Source organism: Winogradskyella sp. HaHa_3_26 (genome assembly GCF_019278425.1).
GTDB lineage: Bacteria > Bacteroidota > Bacteroidia > Flavobacteriales > Flavobacteriaceae > Winogradskyella > Winogradskyella undariae.
The window spans coordinates 1,179,832-1,200,288 of record NZ_CP058981.1; the positions used below are offsets into that span (position 1 = coordinate 1,179,832).

Consider the following 20,457-nt stretch of genomic DNA (forward strand, 5'->3'; position numbering starts at 1 on the left):
AAATAATTTAATTTATAATTATAGATTCTATTTGTTTTTTTTAAATAATTTACCAAAATAAAATTTCCAATTAGGTCGATTATAAAATGCCCATAAAGGTTTTAAAAAAAACTCATAAAATTCTTTATTATTTTTCAATTCATTATTGACTTGAATTGGAAAATCTAATTGTTTTGATTTAAGAAATCTTACTGGATTGTTTATTTGTCCTGTATGCGTCGCATCAGAATCAAATCCAATATTCTTTATTAAATTTCTATTTGGAAAAATACTGTATTGATTATTATTTAATTGATGATAAATAAATTGATAATCCCACCAAGTAACCCGATCTTTAGAAAAACTAACAGTTTTGTCAAATATTGTTTTCCAATATATCCACCAATTAATATCCAAATCAAAAGTTCCATTTTTTAATTTATCATATAAAAAATATAATTTATTTCTTTTCCCTTCCCAAGAGGTCATATCAAAATCAACTTCTTCAAACCGGTCTCTCCAAGTGGCCCATCCCCACATGTTCATAATATTTGAGTAAAAATAACTATTAGGAACTCCCTCAAATCCTAAATTACATCCACTAATAGAAATTACTCTTCTATCATCTCTATAATTTTCTAACATTTCTTGACTGAATTTAAAAAAGTCGATACTTGGAATAATATCGTCTTCTAGAATAATTCCCATTTCAACATGATTAAAAAACCAAGACATTGCTGATATGGGGCCTCTAGAACATCCTAAATTTTTTTCATTAGAAAAAAATTTAACATCACATTCCCAGTCTATCAATTCATTATAAAGTGTTATAACCTTTTTAGTTTTCCTAATATCATCTAAATTATTTTGCCTTGGTCCATCACTATATATATATATCGTGCTAGGAAGAGCTAATTTAATCGCTTCGACTTGTTTACTAATATATTGTGGCCTATTAAAGCAAATAATTAAGATAGGAGTATTAAATATATCTTTTTTCAAAAATCTCTAATAATTTAGGGTTAGTTTTTTTATGAGACGCCAAATTTTGAGCATTTAAATCACCAAATCTTTGGGCTAATATTAATTGATTATCTTTATTTAAGGATTTAAATTTATACTGTCTTAAATAATTTAAAAAAACATAAAAAACATCTAAGTTTGATATATTCCTAGGACTTTGTTTTTTAGGAAAAACTTGCTGATGGGAAACAATTGCTCCAGAAGCCATTCCATAAATCAATCTATTTATGTATTCAAATGTAGACTTGTTAGACTCTATATTATGATTTAATATTAACTTTTCACTAACTCCAACTTTATAACCCTTTTTAATAACATTTAAAGCAATTTGAACATCACCCCCACTACTTAAACTTTTACCTTTTCTATCACTTAATGAGTACAAACCTGAATCAACCTTATCTAAATAATCTAAGATTATTTTCTTTTCTATTAATTGTCCAGTTCCTTGCGGATAATTCTCATTCCACACTTCTGAATTCTGAATGATTTCTCCAATTACATGACGTTCTTGAAAAATCTTTTTTTGTTTAATTACCCAACTATTAACATTTTTATCTTCGAAACAAACATTAATATTACCCGCACCCCAACACTTAACTTTTGGGTAATTCAATATTAATTCAACCGATTCAATTAAATAATTATTATTTGGTTCATTATCATCATCAAAAAAAACTAACCAATCTCCTTTTGCCGAATTAATTCCGGAAATCCTGGCAGCTGTAAGCCCAGGTTTTCTTTCAATGACGTGTGAGAAAGGAATCTTAACATTTGAAAAATCAAAATTAGCTTCAATTTTATTTTTTGAATTATTATCAACTACGATCCATTCAACACTGATGTTATTAGGTTTTTTTAATTTTGAAACAGAGCTAATCAGCCGATCAAAAACCGCTCTATTGGGATTATATGTACATGTGATTATTGATAAATTCATAATTAACTATTTAACATCCAACTATATTCCGTATCCAGTAAATAATTCTTTACTAGCTCTGGATCCTTGATTTCATCGAAGATATTTTTATGCGCAATTTTTTTTTGTTGAATACTTACTTCATCAAATAATTGTACTCCAAGATATTCACAAATTAAACCATATGAAACAGTTGGATCTTTTTCAATATGATCTTCATAAAATAATTCTAAGTAATCTAATCCTTTAGACTTTATTAAATTTTCAATGTGTTGGTATTGATTTTCAAAACGTTTAAAAACCTCTAATAAATCACCTTTGAAGTCACCATACGTAACTTTTTCTGGGTTAAAATTAATTTTATTTATTTTTAATTTGTCTTCATTTTTAAAATGAAATTGTTTGTTTTCAATTCCTCTTGCAATAGAAAACACTTGTTTAAAATAGTTTCTTCTTTTTAGAATCACAAACTTTTTAAATCCCAATTTCACCAATTTATCTAAATATAATTCAAAGTCCATATTTAAAAAATCTTTCCCCAAATGAGCTTCGTTAATAGCTTTAGTTTCAAAACCATAAAACACCTCTTTAGTTCTAGAATATCGATTAATCAAAATTTGGAACATATCACTTTCATACTTTACATCAAAAGGTTTTTTTCTTACCTAACTTAATAATCTGAAATAACTCATTATCCCATTTTATGTTTTTATTCTGATTTAAAAGTTCACTAACAACAGTACTACCACATCTCCCAAAATGAAACATTGCCACCCCTTTTGGTTTAGATTTACAATTTCGATAAAAAGATTGTATTATTTTATATTTTAGTTTCTTTATCATTGTATAAATTTATTTAAAACAAAGCCAAACCATGATTTAATCTAAAATAGTTTTCAATAATTCCTGCCCTGGATGATTCGAATATTTATTTGTGGCCACCTCAAAAGCAACCTTACCCATAGTTTCCCAACTTTTAAAATTATTAAAAGCGGTTTCTAAAGTGACCTTTAGCTCATTTACATTTGGGGTTTTAGAGATAAAACCATTAACCTTATCGTTGATCCATTCAGAATGACCTGCGACATCAGTAACCACACAAGCTCTACCACACAACATAGCCTCAACAACTACTAACGGCATTCCTTCATAATGTGATGATAAAACTAATAACTGATTATCTTTCCAAATACTTCTTACATCCTTTTCATATCCTGCAAAGATAACTTGTGCTTCTAAATCAAGATATTTAGTTAACTGTTTTAGATAGAATTCATCTTCACCAGTACCATAAAATGTTAACTGAAAATTAAATTTACTTTTTAATTTAGATAAGGCTCTTAATAAAATGTCATGTCCTTTTTGTGCACATTGTAACCTGCCTACAGTTGCTAATTTCATTATTGTAGTTACGGGAAATGGTAATTTTTCAACTTTAGTTAAATTAACAGGGTTTAAAACTACTTTGCTATTTTTTAAACTTTTAGCTAAAAGAATATCTGCCATCTCTCTATTACGTTCACTAACAAATAAGACTTTTTTTGCATTTTGATAAATTTTGTTAGCTAGCAAAAACTTATCCTCTGGAATTGCTCCATATTCCCTATTCTGATGAGATAAAATTATATATGGAATTGAGTTTTGCAGTAATAAATTATATAAGTCAGGAAAATGTAAAATACTGGTAAAAGCGCCTTCATTAATGAAGAGAATGTCTGGATTACGATCAATTATATCTTCAAAATTATTAATCCTTTTATTTTCTGAAGCTTTATTCATCAATTTCCCTAAACCACGTTGCCAAACACTTGGGTATATCGTTCTGTTATTACGAGTTAAGATTTCTACACCATATTTTTCTTGTAGTATTTTTAAATTTTCAGGTAATTCATCCCACAATTTATAAGAGACTAATACTTCATGATTAGATTCTACTGCTTGAAGAGCCATATTATACCACAATTCCTCACTTCCTCCCCAAGGATAGCCTTCCATTATTGAAATAATTCCAATTTTCATATTACTCTAACCAATTTTGAATATTAAAATCTTTACTAACATGATATCTCTCGTTATATATATCTCCAACAACTTCTTCCTTTCTATAAGCTGTAATTTGTACTGCTGAAGATATATGTTTTAGTTTCTTAGCTGTAAATAATACTTTTTTATCGTATGGTAAGTTATCGAATTCTTCCATTAATTCTAAAGTCATTCGATCTCGATCTGTACAGGCTATGAAAATATTATCCCAATGAATTCGTTTAGCTCTTCTTTCCCATTTAGAGCGTGCCTCATCTTCTGTTTTGTAATGTAAAAAATGAATTTCAATTTTATTATCTAATATGCCTATGGGATAAGCATATTTTTCAGTTCTAAAAAGATTGGCTTCCTTGTATTTAGATGTATTCTTAAATGATAAAGGGCATTCCATATAATATTTTAGTTTATTCAAAAATTCTATATAATCTTCTGCATAAAAAAAAAGCCCTATGGTAGGCGATTGATAAGGTATATTTAAATCTTCATAAACAGATCCTCCCCAACAGTTAGCAGAAATTATAGTAAAGTTATCTACCTTAAAATCATCTATATAATTTTTATGTTCCTCTTTTAATTTCGCGATTTTTTTAGCTTCTTGTTGTTTTTTATAATGATGATATCTGAATCTAATAGATTTTAAAAGCCTCATATTATATTTTTATTTTAGTAATAAACCAATCCTATAATTTAAACGATCTTTAGTACCTCCGTACTTTAACGAGTCCAATAAAGCTTTTAATTTATCAAAGAAGTTTTTACTGTTTTTTATTTTAAAGACATAAAAATCTATAACTAACCGCCTATAACCATCAGTAGTTTTCTTAGGTATTTTAATACCTTGCTTTAATCTACGTTGTAAAGCTTCATAATAAACAATAAAATAATCTTCTTTAGCTAACCGCTTATTAGGTCCTGTAGAAATTCCGTCTTTACCATCTGTTCTTAAATACCGGTATAAATACAACGGTTTCTCTAAAAATATAAGATCACCTTGCTCTTCCAATTTGAAATACAAATCTTGGTCTACTGCACGTTTTAAATTTTTTCGGATTCCCTTGGTCTTTAAATATGCTTCACGTTTAAAAGTAGCAAAGTGATTTACTAATGGTGAACCAAATAACGAGTCTAAATACGACGCACCTTGAGGTATAGCTCCAATCAGATCATTAATTTTAACAATCTCTAAATCTTCATTACAAAGGTAACTCTGAGAGTAAATTAAACTAGCATTAGGGTTCTTACGGTGTAATAACAACAGATCTTCAAGTGCCGTTTTTATAAGCTTATCATCACCATCTAAAAATCCACAGACACTACCTGTCGCTAATTCAACACATCGCGCTTTAGTAAAACCGCAACCCATATTTTTAGTATTGGTATAGCATGTTATCCTTTTATCTGTATTCTCAGCACTGAAAGAGTCAAATCCACCATCAGTAGAACAATCGTCTACAATAATAATCTCCCAATTATCATGTGTTTGTTCCTTAACACTTTGGACAGCATCTTTTAGGTAATCCCCATTGTTATAATTTGCTATTAGTATAGAAAATTTAATTGTCATAGTACCTGCGATAAAACTCCCCACAAATTGTTTCAAATTGTTCAATTTCAACGTCTGACCAATTTTCACTACCCTTTAATGTATGTTTAGCCTTGTTATTTTTAGTTATTTTAAAAACAAAATCATCAATTTCAAGAAAATTTGACATTTTATTAATTCCTTCATTAATTTCTTCAAGTTTAATAAACAATTTCTGGTTTTTAGGTAAATTTTGAAAATCTCTTTCTATAATAGAATTCCATTTAACCCAATACCAACAATTTTTTTCAAAATCACTCATTTTAGACCATTCCTCAAGTTCAAAATCATTTGTTTTATAACCTAATAATCTATAATTATCCCAATCTAACAATTCTAAATCACGATACATATCCTGATCTTCAATTTCATTTTTATACCAACCTCTAGCATATGTGGAATCTACTACTTTTTTTCCATCCCTTATAAGCCATATAAATTTTGCTTGAGGTAGAGCTTCATGAATTAAAGGAATTAAATTCGACAACTTTTGATTAGACTCTCCCAATAATTCGTAGGCATCAAAAACCCTATTATCATAGATACCTCTAATTGTTTCAAGTACCCTTTTCCTGCTTATTCTATTATGAGCATATTCAGTAGAAATTTTAATCAATTGATTAGATATTTCATGACGGCAATTTATATTAGGATTTTGGCTTAAAATACTTGCTAGAGAAGTTGTCCCAGACCTACCAGTACTAACAATAAAAAACAATTTCCCTCCTAAATCACTACCACTTAATTTACTTAAATTATTTAATTCAAATAATTTCCCATCCGAATCTGCATATATTTGTTTCTCTTTTAATAAATTATATTGAAAACTATCTCTTAATTTTAAGTTATGATATGATTGACTTTCTACAATAGCTAAACTAGGAACATCTTTAATAACACTAATTCCTGAACTTATAATAGCACCTTCTCCAATTGTTATTCCTGGGGCAATATTTACATTCATACCAATAATTACGTTTTTTTGAATAATTACAGAATTAGTAATAAATTTTTTGTCATGAGGTAATGCTCCGTTAAAATTTGGCATCGATGTTGAAACCGTTACATTGGCACCAATTGATACATTGTCTCCTATTATCAGTCCACCAATAGTATCGAAATAAGCATTATTTCCTAGCTTGACATTTGAGCCTATTACCACATTGTTTGGATGAGTAATAATTAGACCGTTATCAACTTTTAATCTATCACCCACCAAAGGAATATTTCTTATAATAAATTCAATTCGATTTTTTTCATTTTCCTTTTCAACTTTCTCACTATAATAAACTATATCATTTCTATATTTAGATATTAACTTACCTACAATTGTATTAATTATTTTTTTCATTTATATAATAAATTTATTCTATTATTATATTTTACTAAAGAAATGTTCTACAAAAACACCTTCTTTTAGCATTGGAGTTTTTTCACTTTTAAAAAATTTACCATAATCTACTATAATCTCTTTGGCAAATTCTAAATCGTATTCCATTCCATTTTCCGAAAAAATAGAAAGTTGAATATAATATTGTCCTTCAGGTAGTGGAAATTTAGGTATGTGACAGGTATACACTTGATTCTGACTTATAGAAAAAGCAGAATCCGAAAACAAATTATTACAAAGAAACAGAATCTGGCCACTACTATTTAAAAACAACAATCTTAATCCTACTTTATTAAGAGGTTCAAAACTCTGTATTTCCAGTTTAAATTTGACATAACTACCTACTGGAACTATATCTATTTCTAAATCATTCTGATTGGTGATTTTTAGATTTGTAAATTTAGCCCTTCCTTTAAAAACACCATCTTTACGATTTTTTAAGTCAATATTCACATTACTTGTTCCTGCCGAAATATACCTCTCAATACCCTTATCTACATCTCCAACATAGGAAATAGTTCCTTTTTCCATTACAACAAGTCTTGTACATAATTTTTGAATACTTGCCATGTTATGACTAACAAAAATAACAGTACGTTTCCCTCCTTCTGATACATCTTTCATTTTACCAATAGCTTTCTTTTGAAATTCGGCATCACCTACGGCTAAAACCTCATCTACTATAAGTATTTCAGGCTCTAAATGAGCAGCTACAGCAAACGCTAACCGCACATACATACCTGAAGAATAACGCTTAACAGGCGTATCTATATAACGTTCACAGCCTGCAAACTCAACAATTTCATCAAACTTAGAACGAATTTCTTGTTTATTCATTCCCATGATAGCACCATTAAGAAACACATTCTCACGTCCTGTTAATTCGGGATGAAATCCTGTACCCACCTCTAATAAAGATGCTATACGTCCGCGAGCTTTAATACTTCCTGTTGTTGGTCTGGTTACACGACTTAATAATTTTAATAATGTTGATTTCCCTGCGCCATTCTTTCCTATAATACCAAGAACTTCTCCTGGTTTTACTTCAAAATTGATATCTTTTAAAGCCCACACATAATCAGACTCTCCTTTATTAGCTCTATCATTAGTTTCTCCAATTTCTAAGTAAGGATCTTCCTTACCTCTAACGGTATACCACCAACGATTTAAATCGTGAGCAAAGGAGCCTGTCCCTACAGTACCTAAACGATACTGTTTACTTAAGTTTTCTATTTTTATAGCTGGTTTCATCTTAAATATTTATCTCAAATTATTAAACAGTATCCATGAAGCTTTTTTCCACACGGTTAAATACAATGATACCAACAGTCATTAAAAATAACATTATCAATGTACTGTAACCTAAGTACCCCCAACTAAATGTCCCCATACCTGTAAAAGCATATCTAAACGCTTCTATAATTGGTGTCATTGGGTTTGCTAAAATAAACTTCTGATATTGCGAATCAACAAATGATAGCGGATAAATAACAACAGTACCATACATCATTAATTGAACTGCAAAAGTCAATAAAAATGTAAAATCACGATATTTTGTTGTTAAAGAAGAAATAATCATACCAGCACCTAAAGCCAAACCTGCCATAATAATGATTAAAAGAGGTACTGTTAGAATGTGTAAATTGGGTTGTAAAACAAAATCAATACTTCCGTTAAAATAGTAATAGAACCAAATCACTAGAAATAAACAAAACTGAACTCCAAATTTCAATAACTGTGATATAATTAAAGACAATGGAGTAATTAACCTTGGAAAATAGACTTTACCAAAAATACCTGCATTACTTCTAAACGTATTAGATGTTAAAGTTAAACTCCCTGAAAAATATTGCCACATTAAATTCCCTGAAAGATAGAACAACATTGGTGGCATACCATCAACGGGAATTTTAGCTACATTATTAAAAATAAGAAGTTGCATTATAGACGTTATAATAGGCTGAAGTATAAACCACAATGGCCCCAATACAGTTTGCTTATATACCGCTACAAAATCGCGACGAACAAATAAGGTTAACAAATCACGATACCGCCAAACCTCTTTTAAATTGAGATCTAACAACTTTGTTTTAGGTTCTATAATTAAGTCGTAATCTTCTGGTATTGTACTCATTTTTATAATTGCAATTTGTATTTATTTTAAAAATAATAGCTCACATTAAGTTAACAGCTGCAAACATAGCCTTTTACTTCACCAAAAACCAATGGTTCAATAAGGCTTCTCTATTATAGAGCATCGGTTGTTTGGTTTCCCAATCCATCACTTCAAAACCGGCATGTTCGCAAATGGCTTGTCCGGCTGCGGTATCCCATTCCATCGTCGGTGCAAATCTAGGGTAGCAGTCGGCGCTGCCTTCGGCCACCATACACAACTTTAAGGAACTGCCTTTTGATATTAAGTTCACAGCACCATGCGTTTCGCGCAGCTCATTAACGTAGTCTTCTGTTTCTGCAGACATATGCGAACGACTTGCCACGACGGTAAAAGTTTTATCCTCGCGTGCTATAGGTAATTTTTGACTTTGATCTATAAAGCGATCGATGTTATAATCACCTAAATCTATAGTGGTTTTAAAAGCACCTAAATCGGTACTCGAAAAATAAAGTTCTCCCGATACCGGTACAAAAACAACTCCTAAACTTGTTTTTTGATTTTCAATTAAAGCAATATTAACGGTAAATTCACCATTACGCTTTATAAATTCTTTAGTCCCATCAATAGGATCTACAATCCATAACTGATGCCAATCTTTACGTTCGGAATAAGGTATTGCTTTACCTTCTTCAGATAACACTGGGATATTCGTTTGGTCTAAATAACGGACAATAACATGATGTGAAGCGATATCCGCTTTGGTTAAAGGTGAATCATCCCCTTTAAATTCCACACCAAAATCATCGGTATTGTATATCTCTAGAATAGACTTCCCTGCTTCTAAGGCAGCTTCTATGGCTATATGTAAAAGCTTTGGTAATACAGTATGTCCTTGATTCATTTTAGTCATTTATTTTTTTAGTTAAAGCCTGCTTTAAACGGTATAACATTTTTTGAATGCTATTAATATTATTTTTTAGTGTATCAGGAAATGTAACATAGCCAATACGCTCAGCAATAATCAATTGAGTCTCAACCTCAGATAAAGATCCTGATGCAATATTCAAAAACCGAATAAAATCTTTTGTTGACCCTCGACTTGAACCCTCTGCAATATTTGAAGGTAATGAAACCGCCGCTCTTCTAAGCTGCGAAGTTAACCCATAATTCTCAGAAGAAGGAAAGTCTTTCGTTAAGCTATAGATTTCTTCTACTAAATCTAAACTTAGTTTATAAACCTCTAAATCTTTATGAGTCATATGCTAATATTTTAAAATTCCTATTCTAAAGATTCACCACTTCACCCCCTTCACCATATCACAACCTCACCATATCACCATATCACCATATCACCATCAAATTCACCAATTCACCATCAAATCACCAATTCACCCCTTCACCACCTCACCATCAAACAATCATCCCAGCACCAATAGTCTCATTAGTCTGCTCATCAATGATAATAATACTTCCAGTTTGACGGTTCTTTTTATAAGCATCAAAAAACAAAGGCTTCGCGGTTCTTATAGATAAGCGTGCAATATCATTCATTTCCACTTTATCAATACCTTCAATACGATGTAACGTATTAATATCTATTTTATATTTTAATTCCTTAACCATACCAACAGTTTCGTTTGTGGTATGCTTAATCACCACTTTAGTACGAGCATGAATAGGAGTACTACTCATCCATGACACTAAAACTTCAATATCTTGGCTAACTTCAGGAACATTATTTTCGCGTACAATCATATCGCCACGACTGTTATCAATCTCATCCTCTAGAGTCATGGTTACAGACATGGGCGCAAAAGCTTCGGCAATCTGCTCACCATTAAGCTCAATGGTTTTAATAGTCGTTACAAACCCTGAAGGCAATGATTTTACTTTATCACCAGGTTTAAAAACCCCACCATCAATACGACCTGCAAAACCGCGATAATCTTGGTGTTCTATGGTATGAGGACGAATTACAGATTGAATAGGAAAACGACAATCAACAAGGTTATGGTCACTAGAAATATGTACGGTTTCTAAATGGTACATTAGAGTACTACCATCGTACCAATCCATATGTTCAGATCGGTTAACGACGTTATCTCCATTTAAAGCTGAAATAGGAATAAACTGAATATCTTTTATATCTAATTTTGAAGAAAAAGCCTTAAAGTCTGCCACAATCTTAGTGTAAACCTCTTCGCTATAATCGACTAAATCCATTTTATTTACACAAACAATAGCATGCGGTATACGTAATAAGGAAGCGATAAAAGCATGACGATGCGTTTGCTCTAACATCCCCTTACGGGCGTCAACTAAGATAATAGCTAAGTTAGCCGTTGATGCGCCAGTGACCATATTACGCGTATACTGAATATGACCTGGAGTATCTGCAATGATAAATTTACGCTTTGGTGTCGCAAAATAACGGTATGCCACATCAATGGTAATTCCTTGCTCACGTTCGGACTTTAAACCATCAGTTAATAAGGATAAATCCACATAATCAAAACCTTTACTTTTACTAGAGGCCTCAACAGCATCTAATTGATCTTGAAAAATTGATTTACTATCGTAAAGTAAGCGCCCAATTAAGGTACTCTTTCCATCATCTACACTTCCTGCTGTTGTAAAACGTAATAATTCTATATCTTGATAATCCATTTTTTATGTCTTTATGGGCGTTAGGTCTATTATTGTTGACTTTAAGCCCTCTAATCTATTCTCTTTATTTAATATACTGACACAGAGCAAACACGAAGTTAAACAGAGACAAAACAATTAACCTTGTGAAAATAATGACGAGTTGACTGAGCGGTAATTAGCAGTCCTCAACCTTCTTTTTTTATCAAGATTCTTTTCTCTATTGTCTCTTATCTATGGTCTATTTTCGTCGTTCTATGCCCTTTTATCTATTCTCTTTTATCCTTTATCTTTTATCTTTTATCTTTTCTCTATTCTCTAGACTCTAGACTCTAGACTCTAACCTCTAAAAATACCCCTGTTTTTTACGATCTTCCATAGCAGTTTCGGCACGTTTATCATCGGCACGACCACCACGTTCTGTGGTACGTGTTGTGGCTATTTCTTCGATAATTTTATCTAAATCATCGGCCGTAGATGCTACAGCACCAGTAATTGGCATATCGCCACAAGTACGGTAACGAATGGTCATATTAACCACTTCTTCACCTTCTTTTAATTTTATAAATTCAGAATTAGCCAAAATCACACCATCTCTAACAACACAATCACGTTGATGAGAAAAGTATAAGGATGGTAAATCAATATTTTCTAATTTAATATATTCCCAGACGTCCATTTCTGTCCAGTTAGAAATTGGAAACACTCTAAAGTGTTCGCCATAATTTTTACGACCATTGAATAAATTCCAAAGTTCTGGGCGTTGGTTTTTTGGATCCCATTGTCCAAACTCATCTCTATGAGAAAAGAAACGTTCTTTAGCACGTGCTTTTTCTTCATCACGTCTTGCACCTCCCATAGCCGCATCGACCTTATGAGCTTCAAGCGTATCTAAAAGCGAAACAATTTGAAGGGAGTTACGAGAAGCATCGGCTCCTGTTTCTTCTTTGGCACGGCCTTTATCAATAGCTTCTTGTACAGAACCAACAATAAGAGTGACCCCTAATTTTTCAACCAATGCATCTCTAAAAGCAATCGTTTCAGGGAAATTATGCCCCGTATCAATATGAATTAAAGGGAAAGGAATCTTTGCCGGAAAAAAGGCTTTCTTCGCTAAATGGGTTAATAAGATAGAATCTTTACCTCCTGAAAATAATAATACAGGATTTTCAAACTGAGCAGCGATCTCTCTAATAACAAAGATAGCTTCAGATTCTAATTCTCTTAAGTGATTTATAATATAATTGCTCATGCTTCAATTTTTAATTTTTCAATAATAACGTCTAATATACTCTTTACGGAGGCCTCAATGGGTTGATGATCTGTAATAATTTCAATATCGGGATGAATTGGGGCTTCGTAAGGTGCTGAAATCCCAGTCATGTTTTGTATCTCGCCGGCGCGTGCCTTTTTATAAAGTCCTTTTACATCTCTACGCTCACATTCTTCTAATGAGGTGTTCACGTAAATTTCTATAAAATTCTCAGCACCAACAATGGTCTTAATGTTTGCTCTATCCTTAATATAGGGAGAAACAAAAGCAGCTAAAGTAACGACACCAGCGTTTACCATTAAGTTACCAACTTCTGCTATTCTTCTAATGTTTTCAGTACGATCTTCTGGCGCAAAACTGAGATCTTTATTAATACCATTTCTAATATTATCGCCATCTAATACGTAAGTACTAACGCCTAACTTGTTCAATTCAACCTCAACTAAATTGGCTATAGTGGATTTCCCTGAACCTGACAATCCTGTAAACCATAACAGATAAGATTTGTGCTTATGAAGGTGCTCACGGTCTGCTTTTGTAACTTTATAATGATGTATAACGGTGTTGTCGCTCATAATTTTCTACGTTCTCTCAATTCTTGTAATCTTTTTTTTCTGACACGCTGATCTAATCCAAAATTAATACGGTACCAAATTTTTTCATGTCCAAAATACAACAGCATTTTAGTGATGACTTCAGCTCCTCCTATTTTTAAACCGGTTAAGGGGTTGCCTGAAATTAACCAGCCCAACAACATCGTATCAATGGTTCCTACACCACGCCAAGAAAATGTTTTGAGGATATGTCTTTGGTTTGAAGATTTAATTTTAGACTTAAACCACAGACGCTCATGACCGTAGTACAATAACATTTTTGTAATCAATTCTAAACCTCCAATTTTTAAACCAATGGTAATATCATCAGAAATAAACCAAGACAGCAAAAGCGTATCTAGAGTTCCTAGAATACGCCATGTAATGGTTTTTGCGATATGCCTTTTGCTTAATTTCAAACAATTACAGTTTTACTTTTTTATAATCTTCCTGATGTAAATTAAACCATTCATAGGCATTTTCAATTCCTGCTTGCAAAGAATATTGAGGTGCCCAACCTAAAGCTCTTAACTTAGAACTGTCCATGAGTTTTCGTGGTGTTCCATCGGGCTTTGTACTGTCCCAAACAATTTCACCGGTATGCCCAACAATACTTTGAATGGTTTCAGCTAAAGTTTTTATAGTAACGTCAGAACCGGTACCTACATTGTATAAATGCTCAGGTAATACATGTTCTACAGCAAATAAAACCGCTTGTGCTAAATCATCAACATGTAAAAACTCGCGCATGGGTGTACCACTACCCCAAAGTCCTACGGAATCATTTTCAGCTTTTGCCTCATGAAACTTACGAATCATAGCCGGCATAACATGAGAACTTTCTAAATCAAAATTATCATGAGGACCATATAAATTTGTTGGCATTAGACTTACAAAGTCTTTCCCAAATTGTTTTCTTATAGCTTCACAAGCTTTTACACCGGCGATTTTTGCGATAGCATACCACTCATTTGTGGGTTCTAAACTATCGGTAAGTAAATAGTCTTCCTTTAGTGGTTGAGGCGCAAACTTTGGATAGATACAAGAACTACCTAAAAAGATAAATTTCTCGATATCTAACTTATGTGCTGCATCAATAAGGTTATTTTGGATCTGCAAATTCTCCATTAAAAATGGATATGGATAACTATTATTAGCTAAAATACCTCCTACTTTTGCTGCAGCATCAATGATAACGTTTGGTTTTTCTTCTGCTATAAAATCTGTTACGGCCTGCTGATTTCTTAAATCGAGTTCTGCACTAGTTCTACCGATAAGGTTGTTATATCCCTTAGCTGTTAACGCTCTCCATATGGCAGAACCCACCATACCACGATGACCTGCAATGTATATTTTTGAAGTCTTAGTCATAGGATTACTCAAAATAATTCATGGTTTTATAACCGCCTTGATCAAGATATTGTTGCTGCTTCATTAATTTTATATCACTCTGCATCATATCTTTAATAAGGTCATTTAAATCATACTGACATTCCCAACCTAATTTTTCTTTCGCTTTGGTAGCATCACCGATTAACAATTCAACCTCTGTAGGTCTAAAATAACGAGGATCTACAGCTAAAACTTCTTTCCCAATCTCTAATTGATAGTCTGGATTGTTACATTTAGTAACATAAGCTTTTTCATTTTCGCCTTCACCTTTAAATTCTAACTCCACACCGATCTCTGCAAAACTCATATGCACAAAATCACGTATTCTTGTCGTTTTACCAGTGGCAATCACCCAGTCTTCTGCTTCTTCAGCCTGAAGAATCATCCACATCATACGAACATAATCTTTGGCATGACCCCAATCACGTTGCGCATCTAAATTACCTAAGTAAAATTTATCTTGTAAGCCTAAGGCAATTCGAGATACTGCTCTTGTAATTTTTCGGGTTACAAAAGTCTCGCCTCTAATTGGTGATTCATGATTAAATAAAATACCATTACAAGCATACATACCATAAGCCTCACGGTAATTCACGGTAATCCAATACGCATACATTTTTGCGACGGCATACGGTGAACGTGGGTAAAAAGGAGTGGTTTCTGATTGTGGCACTTCTTGTACTTTACCATACAACTCAGAAGTAGATGCCTGATAAATTCTTGTTTTCTTTTCTAAGCCTAATAAACGCACAGCATCTAAAATACGAAGCGTTCCTAAACCATCAGCATTACCGGTGTATTCAGGAACTTCAAAAGACACTGCAACATGACTCATGGCGGCTAAATTATAAATCTCATCAGGCTGAATTTCTTTGATCAAACGAATAAGATTCGTACTATCCGTCATATCACCATAGTGTAAAAAGAAATTTTTATGATCAACATGCGGATCTTGATACAAATGATCAATTCTATCAGTATTAAATAATGAAGAACGACGCTTAAGTCCATGGACCTCATATCCTTTTTTTAATAAAAACTCACTTAAATAGGCTCCATCCTGGCCTGTAACTCCTGTTATAAATGCTACTTTACTCATAAAATCAAATTAAACCACTAAGGCCTATTAATTAAAATAAAAAAACAAATTTAAAATAATTGAATAACTATACTAGTGAATTTAAAGAATATAAAATCCAATATTTAGCTATTCCTAAGAAAACACAAGGCTACTGCTCTATCAATACAGTAAAATAAAAAAACACCTTTTTTTCTTTTAACAAGAAAACACAAAACCCTTCAAATTTGTCATTCTGAGGTAACGAAGAATCTCTTAAATAAAAAAAAATGTAATTCCTGCAAAAGCAGGAATCCACTAAAACAAAATAATCCCTCCAATAAACGACCACATTTATTTTAGACCAAATCAACCCCATCATCATCTCACCACCTCACCACCTCACCCCCTCACCATCTCACCCCCTCACCCCCTCACCAATTCACCAATTCACCCCTAAAGACACTCCATAGATACTCCATAGATACTCCGTACATACTCCGTACCCAGTCCGTAGTAATACATCAAACACATAAACGCATAAAATCGTCTCTAATACAACAAAGAACCACCCACTTTGTCATTCCTGTAAAAGCAGGAATCATCTCACCAATTCACCCTCTCACCCTCTCACCCTCTCACCACCTCACCCCCTCACCCCCTCACCCCCTCACCCCCTCACCCCCTCACCCCCTCACCCCCTCACCCCCTCACCCAAATATTTATGTAAGATAATTAATACAAACACAACTAATTGATAATAAAACACTTAAAAAAAATAACATTAACTTATTTTATATATATATTTGTACATTAATAATGAATGTATTTTATAAAACATGACATTAGTCATATAAAAACAAATTAATTAAACACCCTTTAATACAGCAGTGTTCTTTTTTCCCCAGAAAAATTCACAATGCTTTCTTGCCTTTTATAATTTTCACCCCAAATAAATACCTACTATGAAAAACCTTTACCCCTTATTAATTGCATTATGCTTGAGTTACACTAGCTTTGCTCAAACCACTGCAGATGCATGGATAAATGAAATACATTACGATAACTCTGGATCTGACATAGCAGAAGGTGTAGAAATTGTTATTGCTGATATCACAACCTACCCTTTAGATAATTGGACTGTTGTGTTATACAATGGAAGTAATGGAGAATCCTACAGCACAATAAACTACAGCGAACTATCCACAGTAACAAGTAGTGTTTCTGGTTTTACAATAGGATGGGAAGCTGAATCAGATATTCAAAACGGTGCCTCAGACGGATTAGCTCTCGTTTACAATGGAACTACAGTCGTACAATTCCTTTCTTATGAAGGTATCATTACAGCCACAGATGGAGCTGCTATCGGATTAACTTCCATTGACATAGGGGTACAAGAAACAAATACGAATGAAACACCGGCTGGAACATCGCTACAATTAATAGATACAGGACTTCAATATTCACATTTCTCATGGCAAGCTGATGTAACTGCTACGGCAGGTACTATAAACACAGGACAAACATTTCAACTTCCTTGCTATCCGTTACTCCAAGCATCAGACTATAACACTACCACACCTATTGGAACAACAACAGCCACTTTAAATTGGACTATAGGAGATGGAGATAATGTTTTAGTGGTGGTAAAAGAAGGGGCTGCGGTTGACACAGATCCTACATCAGGAACAAGCTATACAGGCAATACCATTTTCTCTTCAGGAGATCAAATAGGAACAGAAAATTATGTCGTATATAGCGGTGCTTCTGCTTCATCGGTAAACATAACGGGATTAAGTGAAGCTACAACTTACCATGTAGCTATTTACGAGTATAACATTACAGGCACTTGTTATAACCTTCGTGAATTAACGGGTAGTTTTACAACAAACTGTACAACACCTACAAATGTTTCAGCTCTAAATGCCATAGGTGGTGATACCACAATTGATTTAAATTGGACGAATCATGCTTGTTTTGATGAAATACTTATAGTTGCAAAAGCAACCACTGAAGTTACAGAAACACCTACAGGAGATGGATCGACCTACACCGCAAATGCTACTTTTGGTAGTGGAACGAACTTAGTACCTTTATCACCAATAGGCTTAGGAGAATATGTTGTTTACAAGGGTACTGAAACTTCAACAACTGTAACAGGGTTAACCAATGGCACTGTTTATCATTTTGAAGTCTTTACGCGTAAAGGTTCAACTTGGAGTGCTGGTGTTAGTACTAATGCGACACCAGATTCAGCAGCTTTGTCTAACAGCATTATGATTACCGAAATAATGATAAACCCTAACAATGCTGATGATAATGATGGTGAATACTTTGAGGTTTATAACACTACTGATACTCCTATAAACATGAATGGATGGGTAATATTAGATACCCATACAGATAACCACATTATAAACACGGATATCATTGTACCAGCCCACGGCTTTGCTGTATTTGGACGAAATGCAACTACAACTGAAAACAGCAATGTAACCGTAAACTACCAATATAGTAATATTTCAATTGCAAATTTTGCTGATGAAATCATTTTACTCAATGCTAATAGAACAGGAATTGATCGCGTAGATTATGGTAGTGATGCAACTTGGCCAGACCCTACCACAGGTGGGACTGCAATGATATATACAGGTAGCGATATAGAAGATAATAATGAGGGCTCACTTTGGACTTTTGCGACAGTGTCTGAAGGTATTGATGTAGATTTCGGATCTCCGGGTAGTAATGGTACTGACCAGATTGTATCCTATTTAGTATTTGTAAATGACGCATGGAATACAACACCATCTGCTTTAACATCAACAAGAACTGGGCTCATTAAAAGTAATGAAAACACAAGTTTCACTTTAATTAGCGCCTATCTTCTAGATGAACTCTATATTGAAGAAGGTGCCAGTTTAACTATAGACGAAAATGCTACACTAAAATTGAATAAATTGATCTTAGAATCGACCTCAAACTCTTATTCGAGTTTAATATTAGATGGAGTACTATTAGACCTTGATGGCGCCCTGTTAAGCAATATAGCATATAAACGTTTCGTAAACTCTAATGATTTAGGAAACGACCTAATATCAACACCGCTATTTGGTCAAACTTGGTCAGATTTTTTAAGCTCAGGTACCAATGCTGATGATTTATTCGACAATGGCGCAACAGCACCAACAACTTATGCATTTGCTCCTTTTGATAAAGTAGCTGATGATTATGTCAACTACAACTCAGACACTTCTTTAACCATAGAAAGTGGAAAAGGCTTCAGGGCTGCTACAGATAGTGGTACAACATTAACCTTTACAGGTAGTGTTTTAAATACCGATGTTACAATGAATATTGAATACACTGGCGCAGTTCACCCTGACTGGAATTTAATAGGAAACCCATATCCTTCATATATGAACATAGATAACTTTTTAAACTATGAAATTAGTGGAGGAATAAAAAACATAGATCTTTTAGAAGATGCTTCAGGAGTCTATGGTTATGATGGAGATGCAGCTGATGGGTACAATATTATCACCTTAGCGAATTCAGCAGGTCAATTAATGACTCCTGGGCAAGGTTTTCTAATTGCTGCAGATCTTAATTATGTTGCTAGTCATGATATTACATTTACGCCAAGTATGAGAACTACGGGAAACTCGGATGACTTCATACTAGGTCGTAATGCAAATCCATTAACCTTTTTAAAGCTTAATGCTAGCACCAGCAACAACTCTTACAGAACTGAGTTTTATTTTAACGCAAATTCTACTCAAGGCTTAGATCCTGGCTACGATGGTAAAGTTTTAGGAAATGTAGGTTCTAGTTTTGCATTATATTCGCATTTGGCTCAAGATAACACAGGTATACCTATGGCACTTCAATCCTTAAACTCAACAGATTTAACCAATGTTACAATTCCTCTTGGCGTGAATACAAACCAAGGAGAACAATTAGTATTTAGCATTGCAGAGTCTACGCTACCAACTACTGTTAATGTGTACTTAGAAGATAACGTAGCTAACGTTTCTACTCTATTAAACACTAGCGATTATATAATAACACCTAGCTCTAATTTATTAGGTACAGGAAGGTTTTACCTGCGTTTTACAGAGAGTGTATTATCTACTATAGACAACTCTTTAAATGAATTGAGTATCTACACTAATAAAGCGGATGAGACTATTGTTATAGCAGGGCAATTATCAGAGCAAACTAATGTTTCACTTTACGATGTTCAAGGGAGATTAGTTTTAACCTCTACATTAGAAATAGCACAAGGATCTCAGGCTATTAATGTTAATTCCTTAAGTCAAGGGATTTACATTATACAGTTACAAAATACATATCAAAAGAAAACACAAAAAATAATTATCAATTAACAAAACATTATTGAACTCATTTTAGGACCTTAAACATTGACTAAAATGAGTTCTTTATT

18 protein-coding genes are annotated in these 20,457 nt (G+C 33.0%); 1 reads left to right on the plus strand and 17 read right to left on the minus strand.

The genetic code is table 11. From position 1 onward, the window contains the following. Positions 1–27 precede the first annotated feature (27 nt). The 17 genes from H0I32_RS05180 to gmd all read right to left on the minus strand — a co-directional run bounded on the left by H0I32_RS05180 (position 28) and on the right by gmd (position 16,055). Positions 28–981: a glycosyl transferase gene (locus tag H0I32_RS05180; protein WP_173587212.1), complete on the minus strand. Its 954-nt coding sequence runs from the start codon at positions 979–981 to the stop codon at positions 28–30. Then, positions 962–1,942, minus strand: coding sequence for a glycosyltransferase (locus H0I32_RS05185; RefSeq protein ID WP_179312796.1), 981 nt, complete (start codon positions 1,940–1,942; stop codon positions 962–964). The genes H0I32_RS05180 and H0I32_RS05185 overlap by 20 nt, the downstream gene beginning before the upstream one ends. 2 nt (positions 1,943–1,944) lie before the next feature. Next, positions 1,945–2,547: a hypothetical protein gene (locus tag H0I32_RS05190; RefSeq protein ID WP_179312795.1), complete on the minus strand. Its 603-nt coding sequence runs from the start codon at positions 2,545–2,547 to the stop codon at positions 1,945–1,947. Between the two features lie 253 nt (positions 2,548–2,800). After that, the gene (locus H0I32_RS05195; RefSeq protein ID WP_179312794.1) at positions 2,801–3,940 is read right to left on the minus strand and encodes a glycosyltransferase; all 1,140 of its coding nucleotides are present in this window, start codon (positions 3,938–3,940) and stop codon (positions 2,801–2,803) included. A 1-nt stretch (position 3,941) separates the two neighbouring features. Beyond that, on the minus strand, positions 3,942–4,613 hold the full coding sequence (locus H0I32_RS05200) for a DUF1919 domain-containing protein (RefSeq protein WP_179312793.1): 672 nt from the start codon (positions 4,611–4,613) through the stop codon (positions 3,942–3,944). A 9-nt stretch (positions 4,614–4,622) separates the two neighbouring features. Next, positions 4,623–5,528 (minus strand): glycosyltransferase, encoded by a 906-nt coding sequence (locus tag H0I32_RS05205; RefSeq protein ID WP_179312792.1) that lies wholly within the window; start codon positions 5,526–5,528, stop codon positions 4,623–4,625. After that, positions 5,518–6,897, minus strand: coding sequence for a DapH/DapD/GlmU-related protein (locus tag H0I32_RS05210; RefSeq protein ID WP_179312791.1), 1,380 nt, complete (start codon positions 6,895–6,897; stop codon positions 5,518–5,520). Before H0I32_RS05210 ends, H0I32_RS05205 begins: the two co-directional genes overlap by 11 nt. Before the next feature lie 24 nt (positions 6,898–6,921). After that, a complete protein-coding gene (locus H0I32_RS05215) occupies positions 6,922–8,187 on the minus strand; it encodes an ABC transporter ATP-binding protein (protein ID WP_179312790.1) in 1,266 nt (421 codons plus the stop codon). 22 nt (positions 8,188–8,209) lie between these two features. Next, on the minus strand, positions 8,210–9,070 hold the full coding sequence (locus H0I32_RS05220; RefSeq protein WP_179312789.1) for an ABC transporter permease: 861 nt from the start codon (positions 9,068–9,070) through the stop codon (positions 8,210–8,212). Positions 9,071–9,143: 73 nt separating this feature from the next. Beyond that, on the minus strand, positions 9,144–9,953 hold the full coding sequence (gene cysQ / locus H0I32_RS05225) for a 3'(2'),5'-bisphosphate nucleotidase CysQ (protein WP_179312788.1): 810 nt from the start codon (positions 9,951–9,953) through the stop codon (positions 9,144–9,146). A gap of 1 nt (position 9,954) precedes the next feature. After that, a complete protein-coding gene (locus H0I32_RS05230; protein ID WP_179312787.1) occupies positions 9,955–10,311 on the minus strand; it encodes a four helix bundle protein in 357 nt (118 codons plus the stop codon). Positions 10,312–10,462: 151 nt separating this feature from the next. Then, complete coding sequence (locus H0I32_RS05235) at positions 10,463–11,719, minus strand: sulfate adenylyltransferase subunit 1 (RefSeq protein WP_173587200.1); 1,257 nt, start codon at positions 11,717–11,719, stop codon at positions 10,463–10,465. 325 nt (positions 11,720–12,044) lie between these two features. Next, a complete protein-coding gene (gene cysD, locus H0I32_RS05240; protein ID WP_173587199.1) occupies positions 12,045–12,950 on the minus strand; it encodes a sulfate adenylyltransferase subunit CysD in 906 nt (301 codons plus the stop codon). Further along, positions 12,947–13,546: an adenylyl-sulfate kinase gene (gene cysC, locus H0I32_RS05245; protein ID WP_179312786.1), complete on the minus strand. Its 600-nt coding sequence runs from the start codon at positions 13,544–13,546 to the stop codon at positions 12,947–12,949. Before cysC ends, cysD begins: the two co-directional genes overlap by 4 nt. Next, positions 13,543–13,983, minus strand: coding sequence for a DUF2061 domain-containing protein (locus tag H0I32_RS05250; RefSeq protein ID WP_179312785.1), 441 nt, complete (start codon positions 13,981–13,983; stop codon positions 13,543–13,545). The genes cysC and H0I32_RS05250 overlap by 4 nt, the downstream gene beginning before the upstream one ends. Positions 13,984–13,987: 4 nt before the next feature. Further along, positions 13,988–14,935 carry a GDP-L-fucose synthase family protein gene (locus H0I32_RS05255; RefSeq protein ID WP_179312929.1) on the minus strand — a complete coding sequence of 316 codons (948 nt, stop codon included), beginning with the start codon at positions 14,933–14,935 and terminating at the stop codon, positions 13,988–13,990. Positions 14,936–14,939: 4 nt separating this feature from the next. Beyond that, positions 14,940–16,055, minus strand: a complete 1,116-nt coding sequence (gene gmd / locus H0I32_RS05260) for a GDP-mannose 4,6-dehydratase (protein ID WP_179312784.1) — start codon at positions 16,053–16,055, stop codon at positions 14,940–14,942. 923 nt (positions 16,056–16,978) lie between these two features. Between gmd and H0I32_RS05265 the strand changes: the two genes are divergently transcribed. Then, complete coding sequence (locus H0I32_RS05265; RefSeq protein ID WP_179312783.1) at positions 16,979–20,398, plus strand: lamin tail domain-containing protein; 3,420 nt, start codon at positions 16,979–16,981, stop codon at positions 20,396–20,398. Positions 20,399–20,457: the final 59 nt, after the last annotated feature.